Source organism: Nitrobacter hamburgensis X14 (genome assembly GCF_000013885.1).
GTDB classification, from domain to species: domain Bacteria; phylum Pseudomonadota; class Alphaproteobacteria; order Rhizobiales; family Xanthobacteraceae; genus Nitrobacter; species Nitrobacter hamburgensis.
On the sequence record NC_007964.1, the window covers coordinates 4,007,262 to 4,024,493 of the forward strand.

Sequence of the window (17,232 nt, forward strand, 5' to 3'; positions counted from 1 at the left end):
CGGGTGGGCGTTTCGCTTCAGCAAGCATCGTCCGAGGACGAGATCGCGCCGGTCAGCGACATCAACGTGACGCCGTTCATCGACGTCATTCTCGTGCTGCTGATTATCTTCATGATTGCCGCGCCGCTGGCGACGGTCGACATTGCCGTCGATCTGCCGGCATCGACGGCGACAAAACAGCCCCGGCCCGACAAACCGGTCTACGTCACCATGAAGGCCGACCGGACGCTCGCCGTCGGCGAAAACCCGATCTCGCGCACCGGTCTGGCCGGCTCTCTCGACGCCGTCACGTCGTCGGATCGCACCAAGCGGCTGTTCGTCCGCGCCGACAAGACCATCCCTTACGGCGAGGTGATGACGTTGATGAACGATCTGCGAGCTGCGGGCTATCTGAAGATTGCGCTGGTCGGACTTGAGTCGGTGGGCGGGGCGCAATCCGCCGGAGCCGCGAAATGAGCATGTCGCGCCCCTATCGCAACGTGACGCGCAACGAGCTGCTGCGCTGGGGCACCTGCTTCGTCGCAATGCTGTCGCTCCATGGCGCGGTCGCGGCCGCCTTGCTTATGACTCCGGCGGAAGGCGATACGTTCGATGCCGTCACGGCAATCGAGGTGGATTTTACCACCGAGTCTTTCCGCGACGCCGAGGCACGAGACGTTGCGCCGGGCGAAGAGCAAATGCAGACCGACGAGGCCCCTCCGCCTCAGGAGAAGGCCGAAGTCAAGACGGAGAAGGAGCCGGAGCCCGAGCCGCCGCTGCCGCAGGTAGCCGAACCCGACGTTGCGCTGGAAACCCCTCCCGAGCAGAAGAAAGAGGAGGAAGAGAAGAAGGAAGACAAAGAAAAGACGCCGAACGCAGCGCCTCCGCTGGTTGCCGCATCGGCCACGACGGCGCCGACCGCAGCGGCCGCACGCAAGGCGCAGCTCGTAAGCTGGAAACGGAAGTTGGCCCTCCACCTGCAGCGCAGCAAGCGATATCCGCGCGAAGCCCAGATCCATCGCGAGACCGGCACTTCGAAGGTGTCCTTTGTCATTGACCGCCACGGTCACGTCGTCTCCAGCAAAATCGTCAAGGGTAGCGGATCCGAGGCTCTCGATCGCGAAACGCTCGAGCTCCTGCAACGCGCCCAGCCGTTGCCCGAACCTCCCAAGGACGTCGGCGGTACACAGTTTGCCTTTACGATGCCGATCCTTTTTGAATTTCGATGATCCTGCGCCTGGCAAGGCGCGCGCTGAGCTTCGGCACCTGCCGGAAACTGACACAATACGAAGCGACGGCCCGCCGGATTCTCGCTCTGGAACCGGACCATCGAGAGCTGCCTGCCGGGGTTTTGCGTGATCGCGTCGCCGAATTGCGGCAACGAGTCCGGGCCGGCATTGCCCTCGACGAGATCAAGGAGGAGGTCTTCGCACTGACTCGCGAGGCCTCGCGCCGTGCGCTGAACCAACACCCCGTTCCGGCGCAGATCATCGGCGCCCTGGCGCTTCATGATGGCCATATCGCTGAGATGAAGACCGGCGAAGGCAAGACGCTGACTGCCACGCTGGTCTGCGCGCTCCATGCCTTGACCGGTCAGGGCGTCCACGTCGCCACGCCGAACGACTATCTGGCCGAGCGCGATGCCGGCTGGATGCGGCCGGTCTACGACTTGCTGGGACTGAGCACCGGCGTCATCACCCCGGAGATGGACGACGACAGCCGGCGCGAATCCTATCGTTGCGACATCACCTACGGGATCGCCAGCGAGTTCGGCTTCGACTATCTGCGCGACAACATGAAGTTTTCCGCAGCGGAAACCGTCCAGCGCGGCCATGCTTTCGCTTTGGTCGACGAGGCCGACGCCACGCTGATCGACGAGGCCGCCATGCCGCTGGCGCTGTTCGGCCCGCTTGGCGATCACTCGAGCCTTTATCAGGCGATCGATGCCGTCATCGCCTCATTGCAGCCCCGGCATTACGAGATCGATCCTCGGCGACGCGTCGCGCTGACCGAAGCGGGATACAGCGAAGTCGAACAGCGGCTGCAACAGCAAGGGTTGCTGAGGGCCCCGACGACGCTGCATGATATCGCATCGATCTCGCTGCTCCACCATGTCGTGCAGTCGCTGCGGGCTCATGTCCTGCTTGCACGCGACCGCGACTATGTCGTTGCAAACGGCAGCGTGACCCTGGTCGACGGGCTGACGGGGCGACCGATGCCGGGACGACGCTATGATGAAGGACTGCATCAGGCCCTGGAGGCCAAGGAAGGTTGCGCCATCGGCGAGGAAACGCATACGCTCGCCGCGATCACGTTCCAGACCTACTTCCGTCGTTACGCCAGGCTAGCCGGCATGACCGGAACCGCGAAAGCCGACGCCGAAGAATACAACGACATCTACGGCCTCGATGTGATCTCCATCCCGACACACCGTCCGATGATCCGGGTCGACGAATCCGTGCTCCACGCCTCCGCCGCCGGCAAGGTGCGGGCGATCCTGCGGGAATTGGAAGACGCCTCCGCACGCGGCCAGCCCGTGCTGATCGGCGCTCCATCCATTGAACGATCGGAGGCACTGGCGGCAATGCTTGAAGCCAACGGCTGGCGGCAGCGCGACGACGAGACCAAGAGCAAAGGCACAACCCGCACCTTCGCGGTGCTCAATGCCAAACATCATTCCCGCGAAGCCCAGATCATCGCCGGGGCCGGCGCCCCCGGCGCCGTGACGATCGCCACCGCAATGGCCGGCCGGGGCACCGATATCCGGCTTGGCGGCGAACACGCCGACGCCGCCAGGCGCGCGCAAGTGATCGCCGCCGGCGGACTGCTGGTGATCGGCACCACCCATCACGATCACGGACGGATGGACGAACAATTGCGCGGCCGTGCCGGACGACAGGGCGATCCGGGGCGCTCCGTCTTCCATGCCTCACTGGAAGACGAGTTTCTGACCAATGCGGCGATCAGCGTAACACGACCCGAACAGGCCGCCACGATCGCATCTTCGGTCGCGAGCCGGCTGATCCGCGCAGCGCAGAAGCGGCATGAGATCTACAGCTTCGATCGGCGTCTCGGACTCTTGCGATTCGACACGATCATTCAACGCCAGCGCGACCATGTCTACGATTTACGCCGCAGTATCCGCGACGGGAGCGATACGCTCACATTGGCGACCCGCCTGCGCAATGAGACGATCGACGATCTGATCGCCCGTTTCGCAACGCCGAGCGCCCCATGGGACATCGCCGGACTGGATCACGCGATCCGATCCGTCCTGACCCTTGCCGTCGATATCAGCCCTCCATTCGCCGATCCCAAAGCCGATGCAAAGGCTCTTGCACGGCGTGTGCGCGCCACAGCCGACCGCTGGATCGACGGCAAGATCGCCAGCATGGGCGAGACCGTGTTTGTCGACATTCTTGGCCGGCTGATGATGGCGCTGATCGATCACCTCTGGTCGGCGCAATCCGAACGCCTCGATCACCTCAAACGCCGGATCGGCGACCGCCGGCTCCCGGCGCATAAGGCTGTCGCGGAATTTCAGCTTGAAGCATTCGCACTGTTCGAGCGGATGATCGCCGATTTCCGTCGCGACGTGACGGCATACGCCATGCGCGTGGGCATCCTGCCGACGTGACGAGGCGCACCTCTGGGAAAGGTGCGCCTCGTCCTGGCCGCCTCGCGGCGCGAATCACTGAGTGTCGATCACTCCACACGCGGCAAAACGTTGAATTGATGAAACGGCGGCGGCGACGACAGCGTCCATTCAAGTGTGGTCGCACCGGTCCCCCAGGGATTGGCCTCAGCCTTCTCCTTGCGAACGAAGGCATGGATCATGCCGATGACAAACACGATCGTGCCCGCTGCCGATATATAGGATCCGATTGATGCGATGTGGTTGAAGCCGGCAAATGCATCCGGATAATCGGCGACGCGTCGTGGCATTCCCTCCAGACCTAGGAAGTGCATCGGGAAGAAAGCCAGATTGACGCCGATCAGCGTAAGCCAGAAGTGCAGCTTGCCGAAAAACTCCGAATACATGTATCCGGTAATCTTCGGAAACCAGTAATACCAGCCGGCAAAGATGGCGAACACCGCGCCGAGAGACAGCACATAGTGGAAATGTGCAACGACGTAGTAGGTGTCTTGCAAGACCCGATCGACGCCCGGATTGGCGAGCACCACACCGGTGACGCCACCGATCGTGAACACAAGCACGAAGCCGGTCGCCCACAACATCGGCGTTTTGAACCTTATCGAGCCGCCCCACATGGTGGCGACCCACGAGAACACCTTCACGCCGGTCGGCACCGCGATCACCATGCTGGCGAGAGCAAAGTAAGCCTGGGCCGTGCTCGACATGCCGACGGTGTACATGTGATGGGCCCAGACCACGAAGCCGATGAACCCGATCGCAATCATGGCATAGACCATTCCGAGGTAACCGAAGATCGGCTTCTTCGAGAAGGTCGAGATCACATGGCTGATGATTCCAAAGCCGGGCAGGATCATGATGTAGACTTCGGGGTGACCGAAGAACCAGAACAGGTGTTGATACAGCACCGGATCGCCGCCACCTTCGGGAGCGAAGAACGTAGTTCCGAAATTTCGATCGGTCAGCAACATCGTGATCGCGCCGGCGAGCACCGGAAGCGACAACAGGAGCAGGAATGCCGTCACCAGAACCGACCATGCAAACAGCGGCATCTTGTGCATGGTCATGCCCGGCGCGCGCATATTGAAAATCGTGGTGATGAAATTGATTGCGCCGAGGATCGAAGAGGCTCCGGCGAGATGCAGCGAGAGAATCACGAAATCCACCGACGGACCCGGATGACCGCTGGTCGACAGCGGCGCATAGAGCGTCCAGCCGGTGCCGGCACCATCCGTGCCGGGCTCGCCTCCGACGAACAGCGAAATGATGAACAGTGTAAATGACGCCGGCAGCAGCCAGAATGAAATGTTGTTCATGCGCGGAAACGCCATGTCCGGCGCTCCGATCATCAGCGGCACCATCCAGTTGCCGAACCCTCCCATCAGCGCCGGCATCAGCGTGAAGAAGATCATGATCAGGCCATGGCCTGTGAGGAATACGTTGTAGGCATGCGGGTTGGAGAAAATCTGGAGACCCGGCTCCTGCAATTCCATCCGCATCAAGACCGAGAAGGTCCCGCCAATCAATCCCGCGCAGATAGCGAACACGAAGTACATCGTGCCGATATCCTTGTGGTTCGTCGAATACACGTAGCGCCGCCAGCCGGTGGGATGAGCGTGGGCGTGAGAATCGTTCGTCGCTGCAGCGGATATCATATCGACCCTTTCCCAATCAGTAACGCCGGATGAAGCTGTAACTTCCTCCGAAGTTAAAACCTCATCTCGAGATAGTGGGTTCAGTCCGAGTCAAATATTCGAGTCCGCAGCTTCGATCGCTTGAACCGGATCGGTGCCTTTCACGGCTCGGTCCCCTGAGGTCCAAGAACGTGAGAGAGTAGAACCTGTGTCGCAAGACCTGCGCCTTGCGCGCTGGTCTTGCGTTTACTCTCGACCGTTCTTGTTTTTTTTCAAGCGAGAAATATTGCACGTTGAATTCAGGAAAACAGATACATCAACACAAACGCGCGAGCGTTGTCGCCGTGCACAAATGCGTGCCTGAATACGGAGCGATGAACTGCGAGCGCATCATTGGCCGCAGCAAGCGGACACGAGATATGCGCTATCAATATCGGAGAATTTGACCGTGACATCGCACGGACGGACTCACCTGGCGATGCCGACACCTCGGTTGGTATCGCTCTCGTACAGCGATGCATTGCGTCGCATGGCCGCTCACGACTTCGGAGTGTGATCTCGAGATTGATCTAGCGTTGTTCTTTTCGCACCGCCCGCTTTGTCGTTTTCGCGCCCGATGCCGTCTTCGGGTTCGAATTGGCGACTTGGTGCATGATCTCGACCGCGCTGACAAACAAATCGCGATCACCCTCGAGAGGATAAACGACGTATGCGGGCATTGAAAATTCAGGCGTGTCGCTGACCAGATTGAGACGCCCGGTCTTCAGATGGGGCGTGACGATCCGCTTTGGGAAATAACCGGATCCTCCGTTCTCCAGCACGTGTTGCAATCCCACCCAGCCGATGTTCGCGCTCAGCGGAGGGCTGCCAAAATTCGGAAAGCAGGCATTGTGCCGTGCGTAGAACTCAGGTCCCCAATCGACATACACATAGCCGGATCGAGGTTCGGGTTTGCCATTCGGATTCGTTGAAACTAGGATGAGGTGCTCTTCGAACAATTGCTCGATCTTCAATCCCGGACGAATCTGCGGAGTGTACATAACGCCAATGTCTATCCGCCCCTCGATTAGCCCCTGCATCAATTCCGGCTCGTGCCCGCTTTCGGCGCGAATGGATATTTCCGGTCTGGCCTCCCTCATGAGCTGAAGCCACTGCAGCAGGAACTCTTCCCACAGGCCAATGCGGCAACCGACAACCAGCGTTCCGCTAAATCCCTCCGGAATGCCGATGTCGTGCCGCGCCTGTTCCATTGTCCGCACCAGCGTAGCCGCGTGCCGCTGGAATTGCCGGCCAGCCGACGTCAGCGTCGTGCCAGCCTTGTTGCGGACGAAGAGCATGCAGCCCAACTGCTCTTCGAGCGTGTGAATGCGCGTGCTGACCGTCGACTGGCTGACGTGAAGCTGATCCGCGGCACTGATGAAATTCCCCGCTGTCACGACGGTGAGGAAGGTTCTGGCCAGTTCCGTGTCCATTGAAGGCGTCTCCCGATAGCTACCGAGCCGATATCGAGCTGCGGTCTTATTCGTTTGTCAAAATTGAAGTCAGGATGCGAGGTGAACGCGGATTCGATCGTTATCGGGACACCGGGAACCAAGTGCTTGCGCGCTGGTTGTATAGCACGGTCGAGACATCCATCCTGCATCACCGCCCACAGGTGCTGATCGCGGGAAAGAAGGAGCATTACCTCCGAAAAACAGCCGAAGAATTAGGACAGCTGCAGGATCAGGATTCGGGATGGAGGGTCATTTCATGTTGAAAATTTCCGGTTTGTCGGCCGCTTTGATCGCCGCTGCGGTTGCAATGTCGTCTGGTTCGGCCGTGGCAAAGGACATCGTCCTGGGGGCGTCCGTACAATTGACGGGACCTGTTGCCAATACCGGCCGGTATTATCGTGACGCCTATCAACTCGCAGTCGACAAGATCAACGAAGCCGGCGGAGTCAAGGTCGGTCATGAAACATACACGCTCGCGCTCAAACTTTATGACAATCAGTCGGACGTCAATTTGAGCGTGCGTCAGTACACGCAACTGGTTTCACGGGACAAAGTGAATTTTCTGCTGGGGCCGTTCGCAAGCAATTTCGCGCTGGCGGATTCGGCTGTGTCCGAAAAGTACCAGATTCCGATGGTCCAGGGCGGCGGCGCGTCGGACCAGATCTTCTCGCGCAAGTTCAAATATATTTTTGGAACGCTGGCGCCGGCCAGCCACTATTTCGGCTCGACGGTGGAGATGATGAAGGGGCTCGATCCGGCCCCGAAATCGGTCGCCCTGCTTTATGCCGACGATGCCTTTGACGTCTCGGTAGCGGAAGGAACGCGGCCCAAACTGAAAGAGGCGGGCCTCACCCTGGCCATGGACGAGCGTTACAGCACCAATGCGACGGACTTCAACTCGCTGCTCTCGCAGATCAAGAGCAAGAACGTCGATGCGGTGTTGGTGGCGGGCCACGAAACCGAAATTCTGAATTTCGTGCGGCAGGCCAAGAGTCTTGCGGTCGCCCCGAAGATGTATTCCTTCACGGTGGGCGTTCCCAGCGAGGATTTCCGCAAGGCTCTCGGTAAAGATGCCGACTATGCTTTCGGCATGACGGCGTGGCTGCCTTCCGCCGACCTCAAGGATCAATGGTTCGGCGATGCTGCGCAATTCGCCTCGGCCTTCAAGGCGAAGTTCAACTACGACCCGGACTATCATGCCGCGTCCGGCGCGGCCGACGTCGAGGCCTTGGTGAAAGCCGTGGAAGATGCGGGCACGATCGACCCCGCAAAAGTAAGGGACGCATTGTCGAAGGTGGATTTCGACAGTCTTTACGGGCGGATTGCGTTCAATGAGAATGGCCAGATCGATCTGCCGCAGACCGTGATCCAGATCCAGGATGGCAAGCTGGTCGCGATCCAGGGCGTCCACGGTAAAATCGCGGCGCCGAAATATCCGATGCCGGCATGGGACGCGCGCTAGAGCATGATCCCGAAAAGTGGAATCCGGTTTTCGGATAAGATCATGCTCAATCAAAAGGGTAACACTCGAGTCAAGTAACGCAGTTGGATCGGACTCTAACGCGAATAGCGAACGATCCTCCGGCTAAGAAGGGGCCCGACGTTGGATCTGCTTGTACAAGTCCTCATCAACGGCACCCTTTTGGGCGGGCTGTACGCCATGATGGCGCTCGGTCTCGCGCTGGTCTGGGGCGTGCTGAATATCGTCAACCTGGCGCACGGCGCATTCATCATGCTCGGCGCCTACGTGTCCTTGTATCTCTTCACGTACCTGCATATCGACCCGTTTTTGGGCCTGCCGATCACCGCGGCGGTGATGTTCGCGATCGGCTACTGCGTCCAGCGCGGCCTTTTGAATTTGATCGTCCGCGCGCCGATGTTCAACACGTTGCTGATAACGTTCGGGCTGGAGGTTGTGCTGACCTATCTTGCGCAGCTCGCATTCTCGGCCGACTTTCGCACCATCAATCCCTCTTATGCGGGCGACAGCATCGTGCTGGGTCCGGTCGTCTTGCCGCTGGCGCGGCTTCTGGCCTTCGGCGTGGCCATCGCGCTGACGGTCGGGATGTGGGTGTTCCTGCTGCATACGACGCTCGGCCGCGCTATCCGCGCCACGGCGCAAAATCTGGTGGCGGCCCGCCTCTACGGCGTCGAGCCTCGGCATCTCTACGCCGTGACTTTCGGTATCGGAATTGCGCTGGCCGGAACGGCCGGAGGGCTCTACGGGACCGTATCGCAGATCAATCCATACATCGGCGCGGCATTGACCGCGAAGTCGTTCGCCATTTCGATCATCGGAGGATTGGACAATCCACTCGGCGTGATCGTCGGAGGCCTGTTTCTGGGAATCCTCGAATCGCTGACAGCTCTTTATATTGGGCCGACCTACGCCGACGTGGCGAGCTTTGGCGTGCTGGTGCTGGTCCTGATCGTGCGGCCGACCGGTCTTCTGGGGAAAGCGGCATGAAGACGCTCCGCATCGCGCTCGTCGTGGCGGCGCTTGTCGTTCTCGCGGCGGTGCCGTGGTTCGGATCGGACGTGCTGATCCAGTTCGGAATCAATGCTCTGCTGCTCGCCGTTCTGGCGCAGGGCTGGAATATCATTGGCGGCTACACCGGCTATGCGTCCTTCGGCAATTCGGTGTTCTACGGGCTCGGCAGCTACGGTGTGGGCATCGCGATGGCGCAGTGGCACTTGCCGTTCGGCGTTGGTCTGGCGTTCGGCGTGGCGCTTGCGGTCACCTTCGCCGTTCTCCTCGGGATTCCGGTCCTGCGGCTGAGGGGGCACTATTTCGCGATCGCCACGTTGGCGCTCGCTCAGGTCATGATCGCAATCGTCTCCAACGTGACATTGGCCGGCCAGAATATCGGGCTTGTCTTGCCGCCGCTCAACAACGATCCTCTCTTTTACGAGTTGTCGCTTGGGCTGCTGGTGCTGGCTACGCTGACGGTTTTCTGGTTGACGCGCAGCCGCTTCGGGTTTGGATTGATTGCTGTCCGCGAAAACGAAGAGGGCGCGGAAGTGATGGGTGTCAACACGACATTATACAAGACGATGGCATTCGCTCTTTCCGGCGTTTTCTGTTCGCTGGCCGGAGGCATTCATGCCTACTGGGTTACGTTCATCGATCCGGAAAGCGCGTTCGATATCAGCCTGAACGTCAAGATGATCATCATGGCGGTATTCGGCGGCCCCGGCACCATTCTGGGACCGGTTGTCGGAGCGCTTTCGCTCTCTGCGATCTCCGAATTTCTGTCGAGCGAGATCACCAGCCTTGCGAGCCTTTTCTTTGGCATCGTCGTCGTGGCCGCGGTTGTCCTCATGCCACGCGGTCTGGCGGACATGTTGCGGCGGTTCCGCAAGACGGGCTGGCGGTATTTCGCCGAAAACATCCGGACGCACCGGCTATGACCCCGGCGCTCGAAATCAGGAATGTGACCCGCCGCTTCGCCGGCCTGATCGCGGTCAACGATGTCAGCTTTCTGCTGCAGCCCCGGGAAATTCTCGGCGTGATCGGCCCGAACGGGGCCGGCAAGACGACGCTGATCAGCCTGATCAGCGGGACGCTCGCGCCGACTTCCGGCGACGTCCTTTTTGAAGGGCGGTCTCTTGCCGGCATGCCTGCCTACCGTCGCGCCCGGCTCGGCATCGGGCGCACGTTCCAGATCATGCGGCCGTTTCCCGGCCTGTCGGTGTTGGACAACGTCGCCGTCGGCGCCCTCTTCGGTCACGGAGGAGGACACGCCAAGCTGGCTAAAGCCCGCGAGCAGGCGCGCGCTCAACTGGACTTTGTCGGGCTCGGCAAGTTCGTCGATCAACGCGCGGACGAACTGGGCGGCCCTGGCCGCAAGCGGCTGGAACTGGCAAAGGCTTTGGCGATGCAGCCGAAGGTTCTGCTGTGCGACGAGGTCATGGCCGGGCTGAACCTGGTCGAGATCGACGAGGTGATCGCGGTGATCCGCAAGGTTCGCGACACAGGGATCAGCGTTCTCGTGATCGAACACGTCATCAAAGCCATCAAGAGTCTGTCGGATCGGCTGCTGGTGTTGCACCATGGCGAAAAGATCGCCGACGGCGAACCCGCAGGCGTGCTCGCAAACCAGACCGTCATCGAGGCGTATCTCGGCAAGAGGCGGATATGAGCGCAAAGCCCGCGGTCAAGGAGCCCCTGCTCGACGTCCGCGCGATCAGCGCGGGCTATGGCGGAATGCCGGTCTTGCACGACGTCACCCTGACGGTCTACCCGGCCGAGATCGTGGCGCTGGTCGGCAGCAACGGCGCCGGCAAGACCACCTTGCTGCGTACGCTGTCGCGCGTGCTTTCCGCAACCGGCGGCATCGTCATGAACAGCCATGATCTGATGCCGATGACGTCCGATCAGGTCTTCGCGGCCGGCCTGGTTCAGGTTCCGGAAGGCCGCCAGTTGTTCGACCGCATGAGCGTCCAGGACAACCTGCTGATGGGCGCCTTCAGGCGAACCGACAAGGCTGCCGTCGCACGCGACCTCGACAGGATGTATGCGCTGTTCCCGCGCCTGTCGGAGCGTCGGCGGCAGCTCGCGGGAAGCATGTCGGGCGGCGAGCAGCAAATGTGCGCGATGGCGCGAGGCCTGATGGCGGCGCCGATCCTGCTGATGATCGACGAGATGAGTTTGGGATTGGCGCCCGTTATCGTCGAACAGTTGATGGGTGTCCTGACGACGATCCGCGACGAAGGGGTAACGGTGCTGCTGGTCGAACAGGACGTCAATCTGGCGCTATCGACAGCCGACCGGGGTTACGTGATGGAAACAGGCAGCATCGTTCATAGCGGCCCCGCCAAACAACTCATCGACGACCCGGAAGTGCAGCGCGCCTATCTCGGACTCTGAGCAGCTGTTTTGGTCGTGCAAGGACCGGCGTGCCTCCGCCGATTCGGTCGGCTCTCGGTCAGATCGACGATACGTTGCGCCGGCCCGAGCTCGTTTGGCGGCGCGTCATGCCGCGATAGACGACACCGCAGGCTCCTCCACCAGCGCAATCGCCTCCCGCAGGATGTCGGCGCCGACACCGGCCTTCACGCCGTTCTCGGCGAGATACCGCCGAAACGCCCGCGCCCCCGGCACCCCATGAAAGGCGCCGACCAGATGCCGGGTGATGGAATGCAATCGCGCGCCTCCGGCCAGTTGATCTTCGATGTAAGGTATCATGGCCTCAAGCGCGCACTTCATCGTGGCGTGCGGTGCGGCCTCGCCGAACAGTTCGGAATCGACCTTCAGCAGACGCCATGGATCCTGATAGGCGGCGCGGCCCAGCATGACGCCATCGACATGCGCCAGATGGTTTTTAGCTTCTGAAATCCCGCCGATGCCGCCGTTGATGATCACGGGCAGAGCGGGAAGCAATGCCTTCAACCGGTAAACCCTGTCATAGTCCAGCGGCGGAATGTTCCGGTTGTCCTTCGGAGATAATCCCTGGAGCCACGCTTTTCGCGCATGGACGATCAGGGCATCGACGCCGGCCGCCACCACCTTGCGCGCGAAGCTGTCGAGGCCGGCTTCCGGATCCTGATCGTCGATCCCGATCCGGCATTTCACGGTGACCGGAACGGACACCGCGCGTTTCATCGCGTGAACGCCCTCGGCAACGATGTCCGGCTCGGCCATCAGGCAGGCGCCGAACCGCCCGTCCTTCACCCGGTCGGACGGACAGCCGACGTTCAGATTGATTTCGTCGTAGCCGAAATCCTCACCGATGCGCGCGGCCGCCGCGAGATCGTCCGGATGCGATCCGCCGAGTTGGAGCGCGACCGGGTGCTCGATATCGCTGAATCCAAGCAAACGGTCGCGGGCGCCGTGGATGATGGCACCGGTGGTCAGCATCTCGGTGTAGAGCCGTGCCTTGCGCGTGAGCAGGCGATGGAACAATCGGCAATGCCGATCGGTCCAATCCATCATCGGGGCGACACTAAATACTGATTGATAGTGTTTTGCTGATTTATCCATCATAACCAATAGCTTATTTCAACTCTTATCCAATAACGACAGCGGACAGAATACTGGGACGGATCGTAAGCATTCGCCAGAGGCCGCAGGTTTAGTTTGATTTGGATTGCCTAGCAGGTTTCCGAGACCAGCGTTTGGCAAGTGCGGCGAGCGCATCGGCGATCGCTTCGACGTTGACGATGGCTGGATCGAAGTTTTCGGGCATCCATTCCTTGCATTCGTCATGGCGCTCGTGCTGCGGATCGTTGATGGCTTCGAGGGTTTCACTTCGGGAGGGCATCGTCCGCTGGCCTCCAGCAAGCGTGGATAGCGCTCGCTCGACGGCGGGAGAAAGTGCCGATCGTAGCCATGTCGTAGTTTCCTTCTGCTGATCGGGCCGCACAAAGCCCTTGAGCCGTTCCCACTGATCATCCCGAAGCGCATCGCAATCCATCGCCGACCTCCAAAAGTCAGCGTCGAATCTGATTTGCGCCTCCGTGGGAATCCCAAATCGCCACTACGGCCTAGTTCCGCGCTGTTGACTCAAGCTGTTCCGGTAGCCGTTTGGGGTGAACAAGGTGAATACGGCGATCCAGCCAATTGATTTGAGGATGTTTCTCTATGCGATTATTCGCCGTTTCTGGGTACGAGCGATTTTTGGGTGCGTAGGACGCGGGTCGGGGGGCGGTAAATCGGCAGGTGGGTTGGCGTCAATGCGACGAGCGCGCCGGGTTCGTTCGCGCTATAATGCCTAAAAGGCAAGAGGACAGGAGGAAGCCATGCATCACACCATGGTCCCCAGTGATCGCGTGGAGCACGTCGCTGTTCATAGTTGGGATGGCGCAAAGCTCGGCATAATAGAGCGATTGATGCTCGATAAGGTGAGCGGAACGGTTGCTTACGCGGTGATCAAAACCGGCGGGTTGCTCGGCAGCCACCATCATTATCCGATCTTGTGGAGCGCTCTCAAGTATGACGCAAAGCGCCAGGTCTTTGAAACCGAGTTGACGATGCGTGAACTACGCGCTGGCCCGTCTGAGTTTGATGACGAGACCTTCGACTGGGGCGATCGCACGCGATCCTATCCGCATCCGCACTATTGGACGGTCTAGCGGTTGATGCTGCTTTCGCGCGCCATTCGTCAATAAATACATCAATCGAAGATCACCATCGATGACGCGACTAATTGTGCGCGTCTGAGATGCGGTAAGTCGATGGATGCTCAATCGGCACTGCGAGCGAGCAAGCCTGGGCAGTGAGGAGCTTCTGAGTGATGCCGTAGCCGGATCATCGTAGGCGAAGCCCGTAATGCTCCTATCCCTGACTCGACCGATACAGCGATGCCATTCCCGAGGCACCCATCACCGCCCCGTGCTCTCCTGATCTCGCTGGCCACGGCAGCACTCATCGTCATGGCCGGCTGCGTGCGGTCCGCCCATACCAAGTGAGAGCAGCGGGACGCGCGCCAGTAGGCCCCTGAGATTTGGGTCACAAAGAGGCCCGCCGGAAGTTGGCCGCAGCGGGCCTAAGTCGGGTTCGGGAATTGCGAGGGTGGGGTATCCCCGTTCCAGTTGGTTAATGCGAGGGGAGGCGAAGAGTTCCGGGCACAGCTTAGCCCCGCTCCGGCGGGGTTTCTACTAGGCGCAATTCGCATGGCTTGATGCTGGTTGGGAGTGTTAGCTAATCGGGCATTCGACTGGATGAATGCCTCTGAGTGGCGGCCTCGGCATCTCTTGTCTTGCACGATCTGCGCAAGAGGGTGTCACCGGCCGCTGCTGAGTCTCATAAACCCAGCCCCGGCGGGGTTTTCTATTTTGAAATCAATCTTACAGTTGCCCGCGCGGTGACGAGCGGGGCGGGTTACATGGACCTGCCTCGCCGAAAAATGAGTATCCGAGTGTCCCCTTCGTTCATTCAAGAGCGGAACTAACCGGGGATAGCGGATGTTTGTGCGGGGAGGAGGAGTTCCCATGCGCAGAATCATCTCAGAATTAGATGAGCGGCAGAGACACTTTTTGCTGATACTGACGGATTTCGGCATCGCGGTTTGTTCGGCAAAGCTGATTGTACATTTAATCATTCTCTTCTGAGTATGTGTATGTTGCCGAGGGAGGTGTTCGTCATGGTCAGATGCCTCACCGCATGTCGGGTCTTTATCTATCCCTCGCGAGTTTCCGCTCAGCCCACCGGGCCCTTCTTGCCGCTCGGATTGCCGATCGGCGGCGGCTTGTCGCCATAGACGGCCCGATAGAAACTGATGCGGGCCATGAACACCGAACGGCCCGCCATGCTCCGCCGCCTTATTGGGAGAAGATCACGCCTTCTTTTTCCGGGAGTCGATAGCAGGCTTGGGTGTTTCCGAGAGCGCTTGGCGGCGGCCGTTCCGACGATTCCACCATACGATGCCAGCGATGACAGTGAACACGAATGGCGTGATCGCGTAGATGTATATTTTGAAAACTGTCATGCGTGAGCTCCGCGGTATGTCAACGTGGCGGCTCTTTTTTGAGAGCGGGGGTCAGCCCTTCGTGGTTGGCGGGCCTTTTTTGTCGGGTGGTTGTCCGAACAGCTTGGCGATCTCTTCCAAATTCTCGGCCGGGTCATCGTTGCCGCTGAGCAGTTCGTTCAGCCGCTTGTCGTGGTTATAGTCGAGCGGTAGGCCCTAATCCTGTGCACCGCGTCGTCCGACGCGTAGCGGGACTTGGTGAAGCGGTGTTTGAGCCAGTCGACGATGGTTTGCACTTCGGAGGACTCGCGGTTTCGAGGACGATTATTACCTATCCGACGTCGCATGTGGAGTGCCGCGATGCCGTACCGAACCCCGAAAGACCTTGCTGACCGGATGGCCGCCCGGCGCCGACAGATCGCGGCAGACGATGGTTACGCCCGAGAGACCTTCACCCAGCCCCGAGACCAAGCCCGCCAGACGGCAAGGGCGTTCCTCGAACGCTGGCCGGCCGCGGCGTATATGAGCGCGGTCGAGTCCTGGCGAGAGCTGCCAGGCGGCGAGATCGAATTTACGATGAAGCGGCTGAAGAGCGCAGATTAGAGCGTTTTCGAGCGAAGTAGGTGCCGTTTGCATGAAGAACACGCATCAAAACAAAAGGTGGAGCCCGCTTCTGATTCCATCAGAAGCGGAAAGGCTCTAGCAGGCTGTTGAAGAAGTTTCCCACGGAGACGGATATGGAATGGAGTCAGCGTGATCTGCGGGGCGCGCCACCATCAGGGTCCTGATCGAGCATCTTGACGGTGCACGACTTGTGTTTCACGCGGCGGCTGCCAGGAGTTTGGGCAAGCGGATCAGGTTGTAGGCCGCCAGCGCCAGGGTGAAGGTGGCGTTGACGCGGTCGCGGCCTCGCAGCTTGATCTTGGCAAGTCCGGCGGAGGCCTTGATCCAGCCGAACACCTCCTCGATGCGCTTGCGACAGCGTTGGCTGACGGCATATCCGGCATGACGGAGAGTCCTCTGGTCGATCGCGGTCTTGCGCGGCTTTCCGGTCTTGCTCAAATGCCCGTCGATGGCGATGTGCGGCGTGACCGAACGCCGTCTTAAGTCCTCGACGAATGCGGTGACGTCATAGGCCTTGTCGGCGCCCAGCGTGATCCGCCGCTCGCTTTGGCCGCGGTGGCAGTCGATCAGCGCCAACGCCTGATCCCGCTCCGCCGTTCCGGTCGCCCGGCTCACGCCACCCAGCACCGCCAGTCCGTTGCGGTTCTCCATCAGGGCATGGCCGATGTAGCAAAGCTTCGCCGGCTGGCCGCCGCCCTTCTTATAGAGCCGTGCCTCGGGATCGGTCGTGCTCTGATGCGTCTCGTTGCAGCGCTTCTCGTTGTGGAAACTGCGCTCGGCGTTGCGTCCCGGTCCATCACTGTCCTGGTCACCGCCGTCCTTGCGCCGGAAGCTCTTGATCGATGCCCACGCCTCGATCAGCGTGCCGTCGACCGAAAAATGCTCGCTTGATAACAGCCGCTTGACCTGGTGCTGCCCCATCAGCGCGTTCAAGAACTTCGCGGCGATCTCACCTTCAAGCAATCGGTCGCGGTTCTTCGAGAAGGTCGAGTGGTCCCACACCGGGTCGTCCACGCCCAAGCCCACGAACCAGCGCAACAGCAGGTCGAACTCCAGCCGCTCCATCAACTGCCGTTCCGAGCGGATCCCGTAGAATGCCTGCAGCAGCATTGCCCGAAGCAGCTTCTCCGGTGCGATCGAGGGACGGCCGAACGCCGTGTAGAGCTTGTCAAAGTCCCTCGACAGATCATTCAACGCCGCGTTCGCGATCTGTCGGATCGTTCGCAGCGGATGGTCGGAGCGAATCCGAGCCTCCAAGTCCACATAGCTGAACAGCGAGCCTGACCGTTCGTCGCTTCCCCGCATCGCTCCCCCCTCGACGCATCCGCATCAAGAGAATCATGCCCAGAACCGCTGCGCCAGAGACTTCTTCAACAGCCTGCTAGGCGCGACGGCAAGATAAAGGCCGGCAGAAATGCCGGCCCTTGGAACAATGACCG

The 17,232-nt window shown here is 60.4% G+C and carries 16 protein-coding genes; 10 read left to right on the top strand and 6 right to left on the bottom strand.

Annotation, left to right across the window (positions count from 1 at the left end):
• Positions 1-3: 3 nt before the first annotated feature.
• From exbD to NHAM_RS18685, 3 genes are read left to right on the top strand one after another with little or no spacing between them, the layout of a single operon-like run.
• Positions 4-456, top strand: a complete 453-nt coding sequence (gene exbD, locus NHAM_RS18675; RefSeq protein WP_011512009.1) for a TonB system transport protein ExbD — start codon at positions 4-6, stop codon at positions 454-456.
• Entirely contained in the window at positions 453-1,208 is a 756-nt protein-coding gene (locus NHAM_RS18680; RefSeq protein ID WP_011512010.1) for an energy transducer TonB, read from the top strand. The genes exbD and NHAM_RS18680 overlap by 4 nt, the downstream gene beginning before the upstream one ends.
• The gene (locus tag NHAM_RS18685; RefSeq protein WP_011512011.1) at positions 1,205-3,616 is read left to right on the top strand and encodes a protein translocase subunit SecA 2; all 2,412 of its coding nucleotides are present in this window, start codon (positions 1,205-1,207) and stop codon (positions 3,614-3,616) included. Before NHAM_RS18680 ends, NHAM_RS18685 begins: the two co-directional genes overlap by 4 nt.
• A gap of 68 nt (positions 3,617-3,684) precedes the next feature.
• On the opposite strand, the gene ctaD is transcribed toward NHAM_RS18685, so the two are convergent.
• Both ctaD and NHAM_RS18695 read right to left on the bottom strand, forming a co-directional pair.
• Positions 3,685-5,289 (bottom strand): cytochrome c oxidase subunit I, encoded by a 1,605-nt coding sequence (gene ctaD / locus NHAM_RS18690; RefSeq protein WP_011512012.1) that lies wholly within the window; start codon positions 5,287-5,289, stop codon positions 3,685-3,687.
• A gap of 548 nt (positions 5,290-5,837) precedes the next feature.
• Complete coding sequence (locus tag NHAM_RS18695) at positions 5,838-6,740, bottom strand: LysR family transcriptional regulator (protein WP_011512013.1); 903 nt, start codon at positions 6,738-6,740, stop codon at positions 5,838-5,840.
• Positions 6,741-7,017: 277 nt separating this feature from the next.
• Here NHAM_RS18695 and NHAM_RS18705 point away from each other — a divergent pair, with 277 nt between their 5' ends.
• From NHAM_RS18705 to NHAM_RS18725, 5 genes are all read left to right on the top strand, one after another.
• On the top strand, positions 7,018-8,223 hold the full coding sequence (locus tag NHAM_RS18705) for an amino acid ABC transporter substrate-binding protein (protein ID WP_011512014.1): 1,206 nt from the start codon (positions 7,018-7,020) through the stop codon (positions 8,221-8,223).
• A gap of 141 nt (positions 8,224-8,364) precedes the next feature.
• Complete coding sequence (locus NHAM_RS18710) at positions 8,365-9,228, top strand: branched-chain amino acid ABC transporter permease (protein WP_011512015.1); 864 nt, start codon at positions 8,365-8,367, stop codon at positions 9,226-9,228.
• On the top strand, positions 9,225-10,172 hold the full coding sequence (locus NHAM_RS18715) for a branched-chain amino acid ABC transporter permease (RefSeq protein WP_011512016.1): 948 nt from the start codon (positions 9,225-9,227) through the stop codon (positions 10,170-10,172). Before NHAM_RS18710 ends, NHAM_RS18715 begins: the two co-directional genes overlap by 4 nt.
• Positions 10,169-10,903 (top strand): ABC transporter ATP-binding protein, encoded by a 735-nt coding sequence (locus NHAM_RS18720; protein WP_011512017.1) that lies wholly within the window; start codon positions 10,169-10,171, stop codon positions 10,901-10,903. Before NHAM_RS18715 ends, NHAM_RS18720 begins: the two co-directional genes overlap by 4 nt.
• Positions 10,900-11,631: an ABC transporter ATP-binding protein gene (locus tag NHAM_RS18725; RefSeq protein ID WP_011512018.1), complete on the top strand. Its 732-nt coding sequence runs from the start codon at positions 10,900-10,902 to the stop codon at positions 11,629-11,631. Before NHAM_RS18720 ends, NHAM_RS18725 begins: the two co-directional genes overlap by 4 nt.
• 105 nt (positions 11,632-11,736) lie before the next feature.
• Here the strand turns inward: NHAM_RS18725 and dusA are convergent, their stop codons facing one another.
• Together dusA and NHAM_RS24150 are read right to left on the bottom strand one after the other, a co-directional pair.
• Positions 11,737-12,747 carry a tRNA dihydrouridine(20/20a) synthase DusA gene (dusA, locus tag NHAM_RS18730; RefSeq protein ID WP_011512019.1) on the bottom strand — a complete coding sequence of 337 codons (1,011 nt, stop codon included), beginning with the start codon at positions 12,745-12,747 and terminating at the stop codon, positions 11,737-11,739.
• Positions 12,748-12,835: 88 nt separating this feature from the next.
• Positions 12,836-13,177 (bottom strand): hypothetical protein, encoded by a 342-nt coding sequence (locus tag NHAM_RS24150; protein ID WP_011512020.1) that lies wholly within the window; start codon positions 13,175-13,177, stop codon positions 12,836-12,838.
• 325 nt (positions 13,178-13,502) lie between these two features.
• Here NHAM_RS24150 and NHAM_RS18740 point away from each other — a divergent pair, with 325 nt between their 5' ends.
• Entirely contained in the window at positions 13,503-13,835 is a 333-nt protein-coding gene (locus NHAM_RS18740; protein WP_011512021.1) for a PRC-barrel domain-containing protein, read from the top strand.
• Between the two features lie 1,202 nt (positions 13,836-15,037).
• Here NHAM_RS18740 and NHAM_RS26915 read toward each other — a convergent pair.
• Positions 15,038-15,190 carry a hypothetical protein gene (locus NHAM_RS26915; protein WP_157043680.1) on the bottom strand — a complete coding sequence of 51 codons (153 nt, stop codon included), beginning with the start codon at positions 15,188-15,190 and terminating at the stop codon, positions 15,038-15,040.
• A gap of 339 nt (positions 15,191-15,529) precedes the next feature.
• Here NHAM_RS26915 and NHAM_RS18745 point away from each other — a divergent pair, with 339 nt between their 5' ends.
• Positions 15,530-15,772, top strand: a complete 243-nt coding sequence (locus tag NHAM_RS18745) for a hypothetical protein (RefSeq protein WP_041359252.1) — start codon at positions 15,530-15,532, stop codon at positions 15,770-15,772.
• 216 nt (positions 15,773-15,988) lie between these two features.
• Here the strand turns inward: NHAM_RS18745 and NHAM_RS18750 are convergent, their stop codons facing one another.
• A complete protein-coding gene (locus tag NHAM_RS18750) occupies positions 15,989-17,098 on the bottom strand; it encodes an IS5-like element ISNha7 family transposase (protein ID WP_011509106.1) in 1,110 nt (369 codons plus the stop codon).
• Positions 17,099-17,232 lie beyond the last annotated feature (134 nt).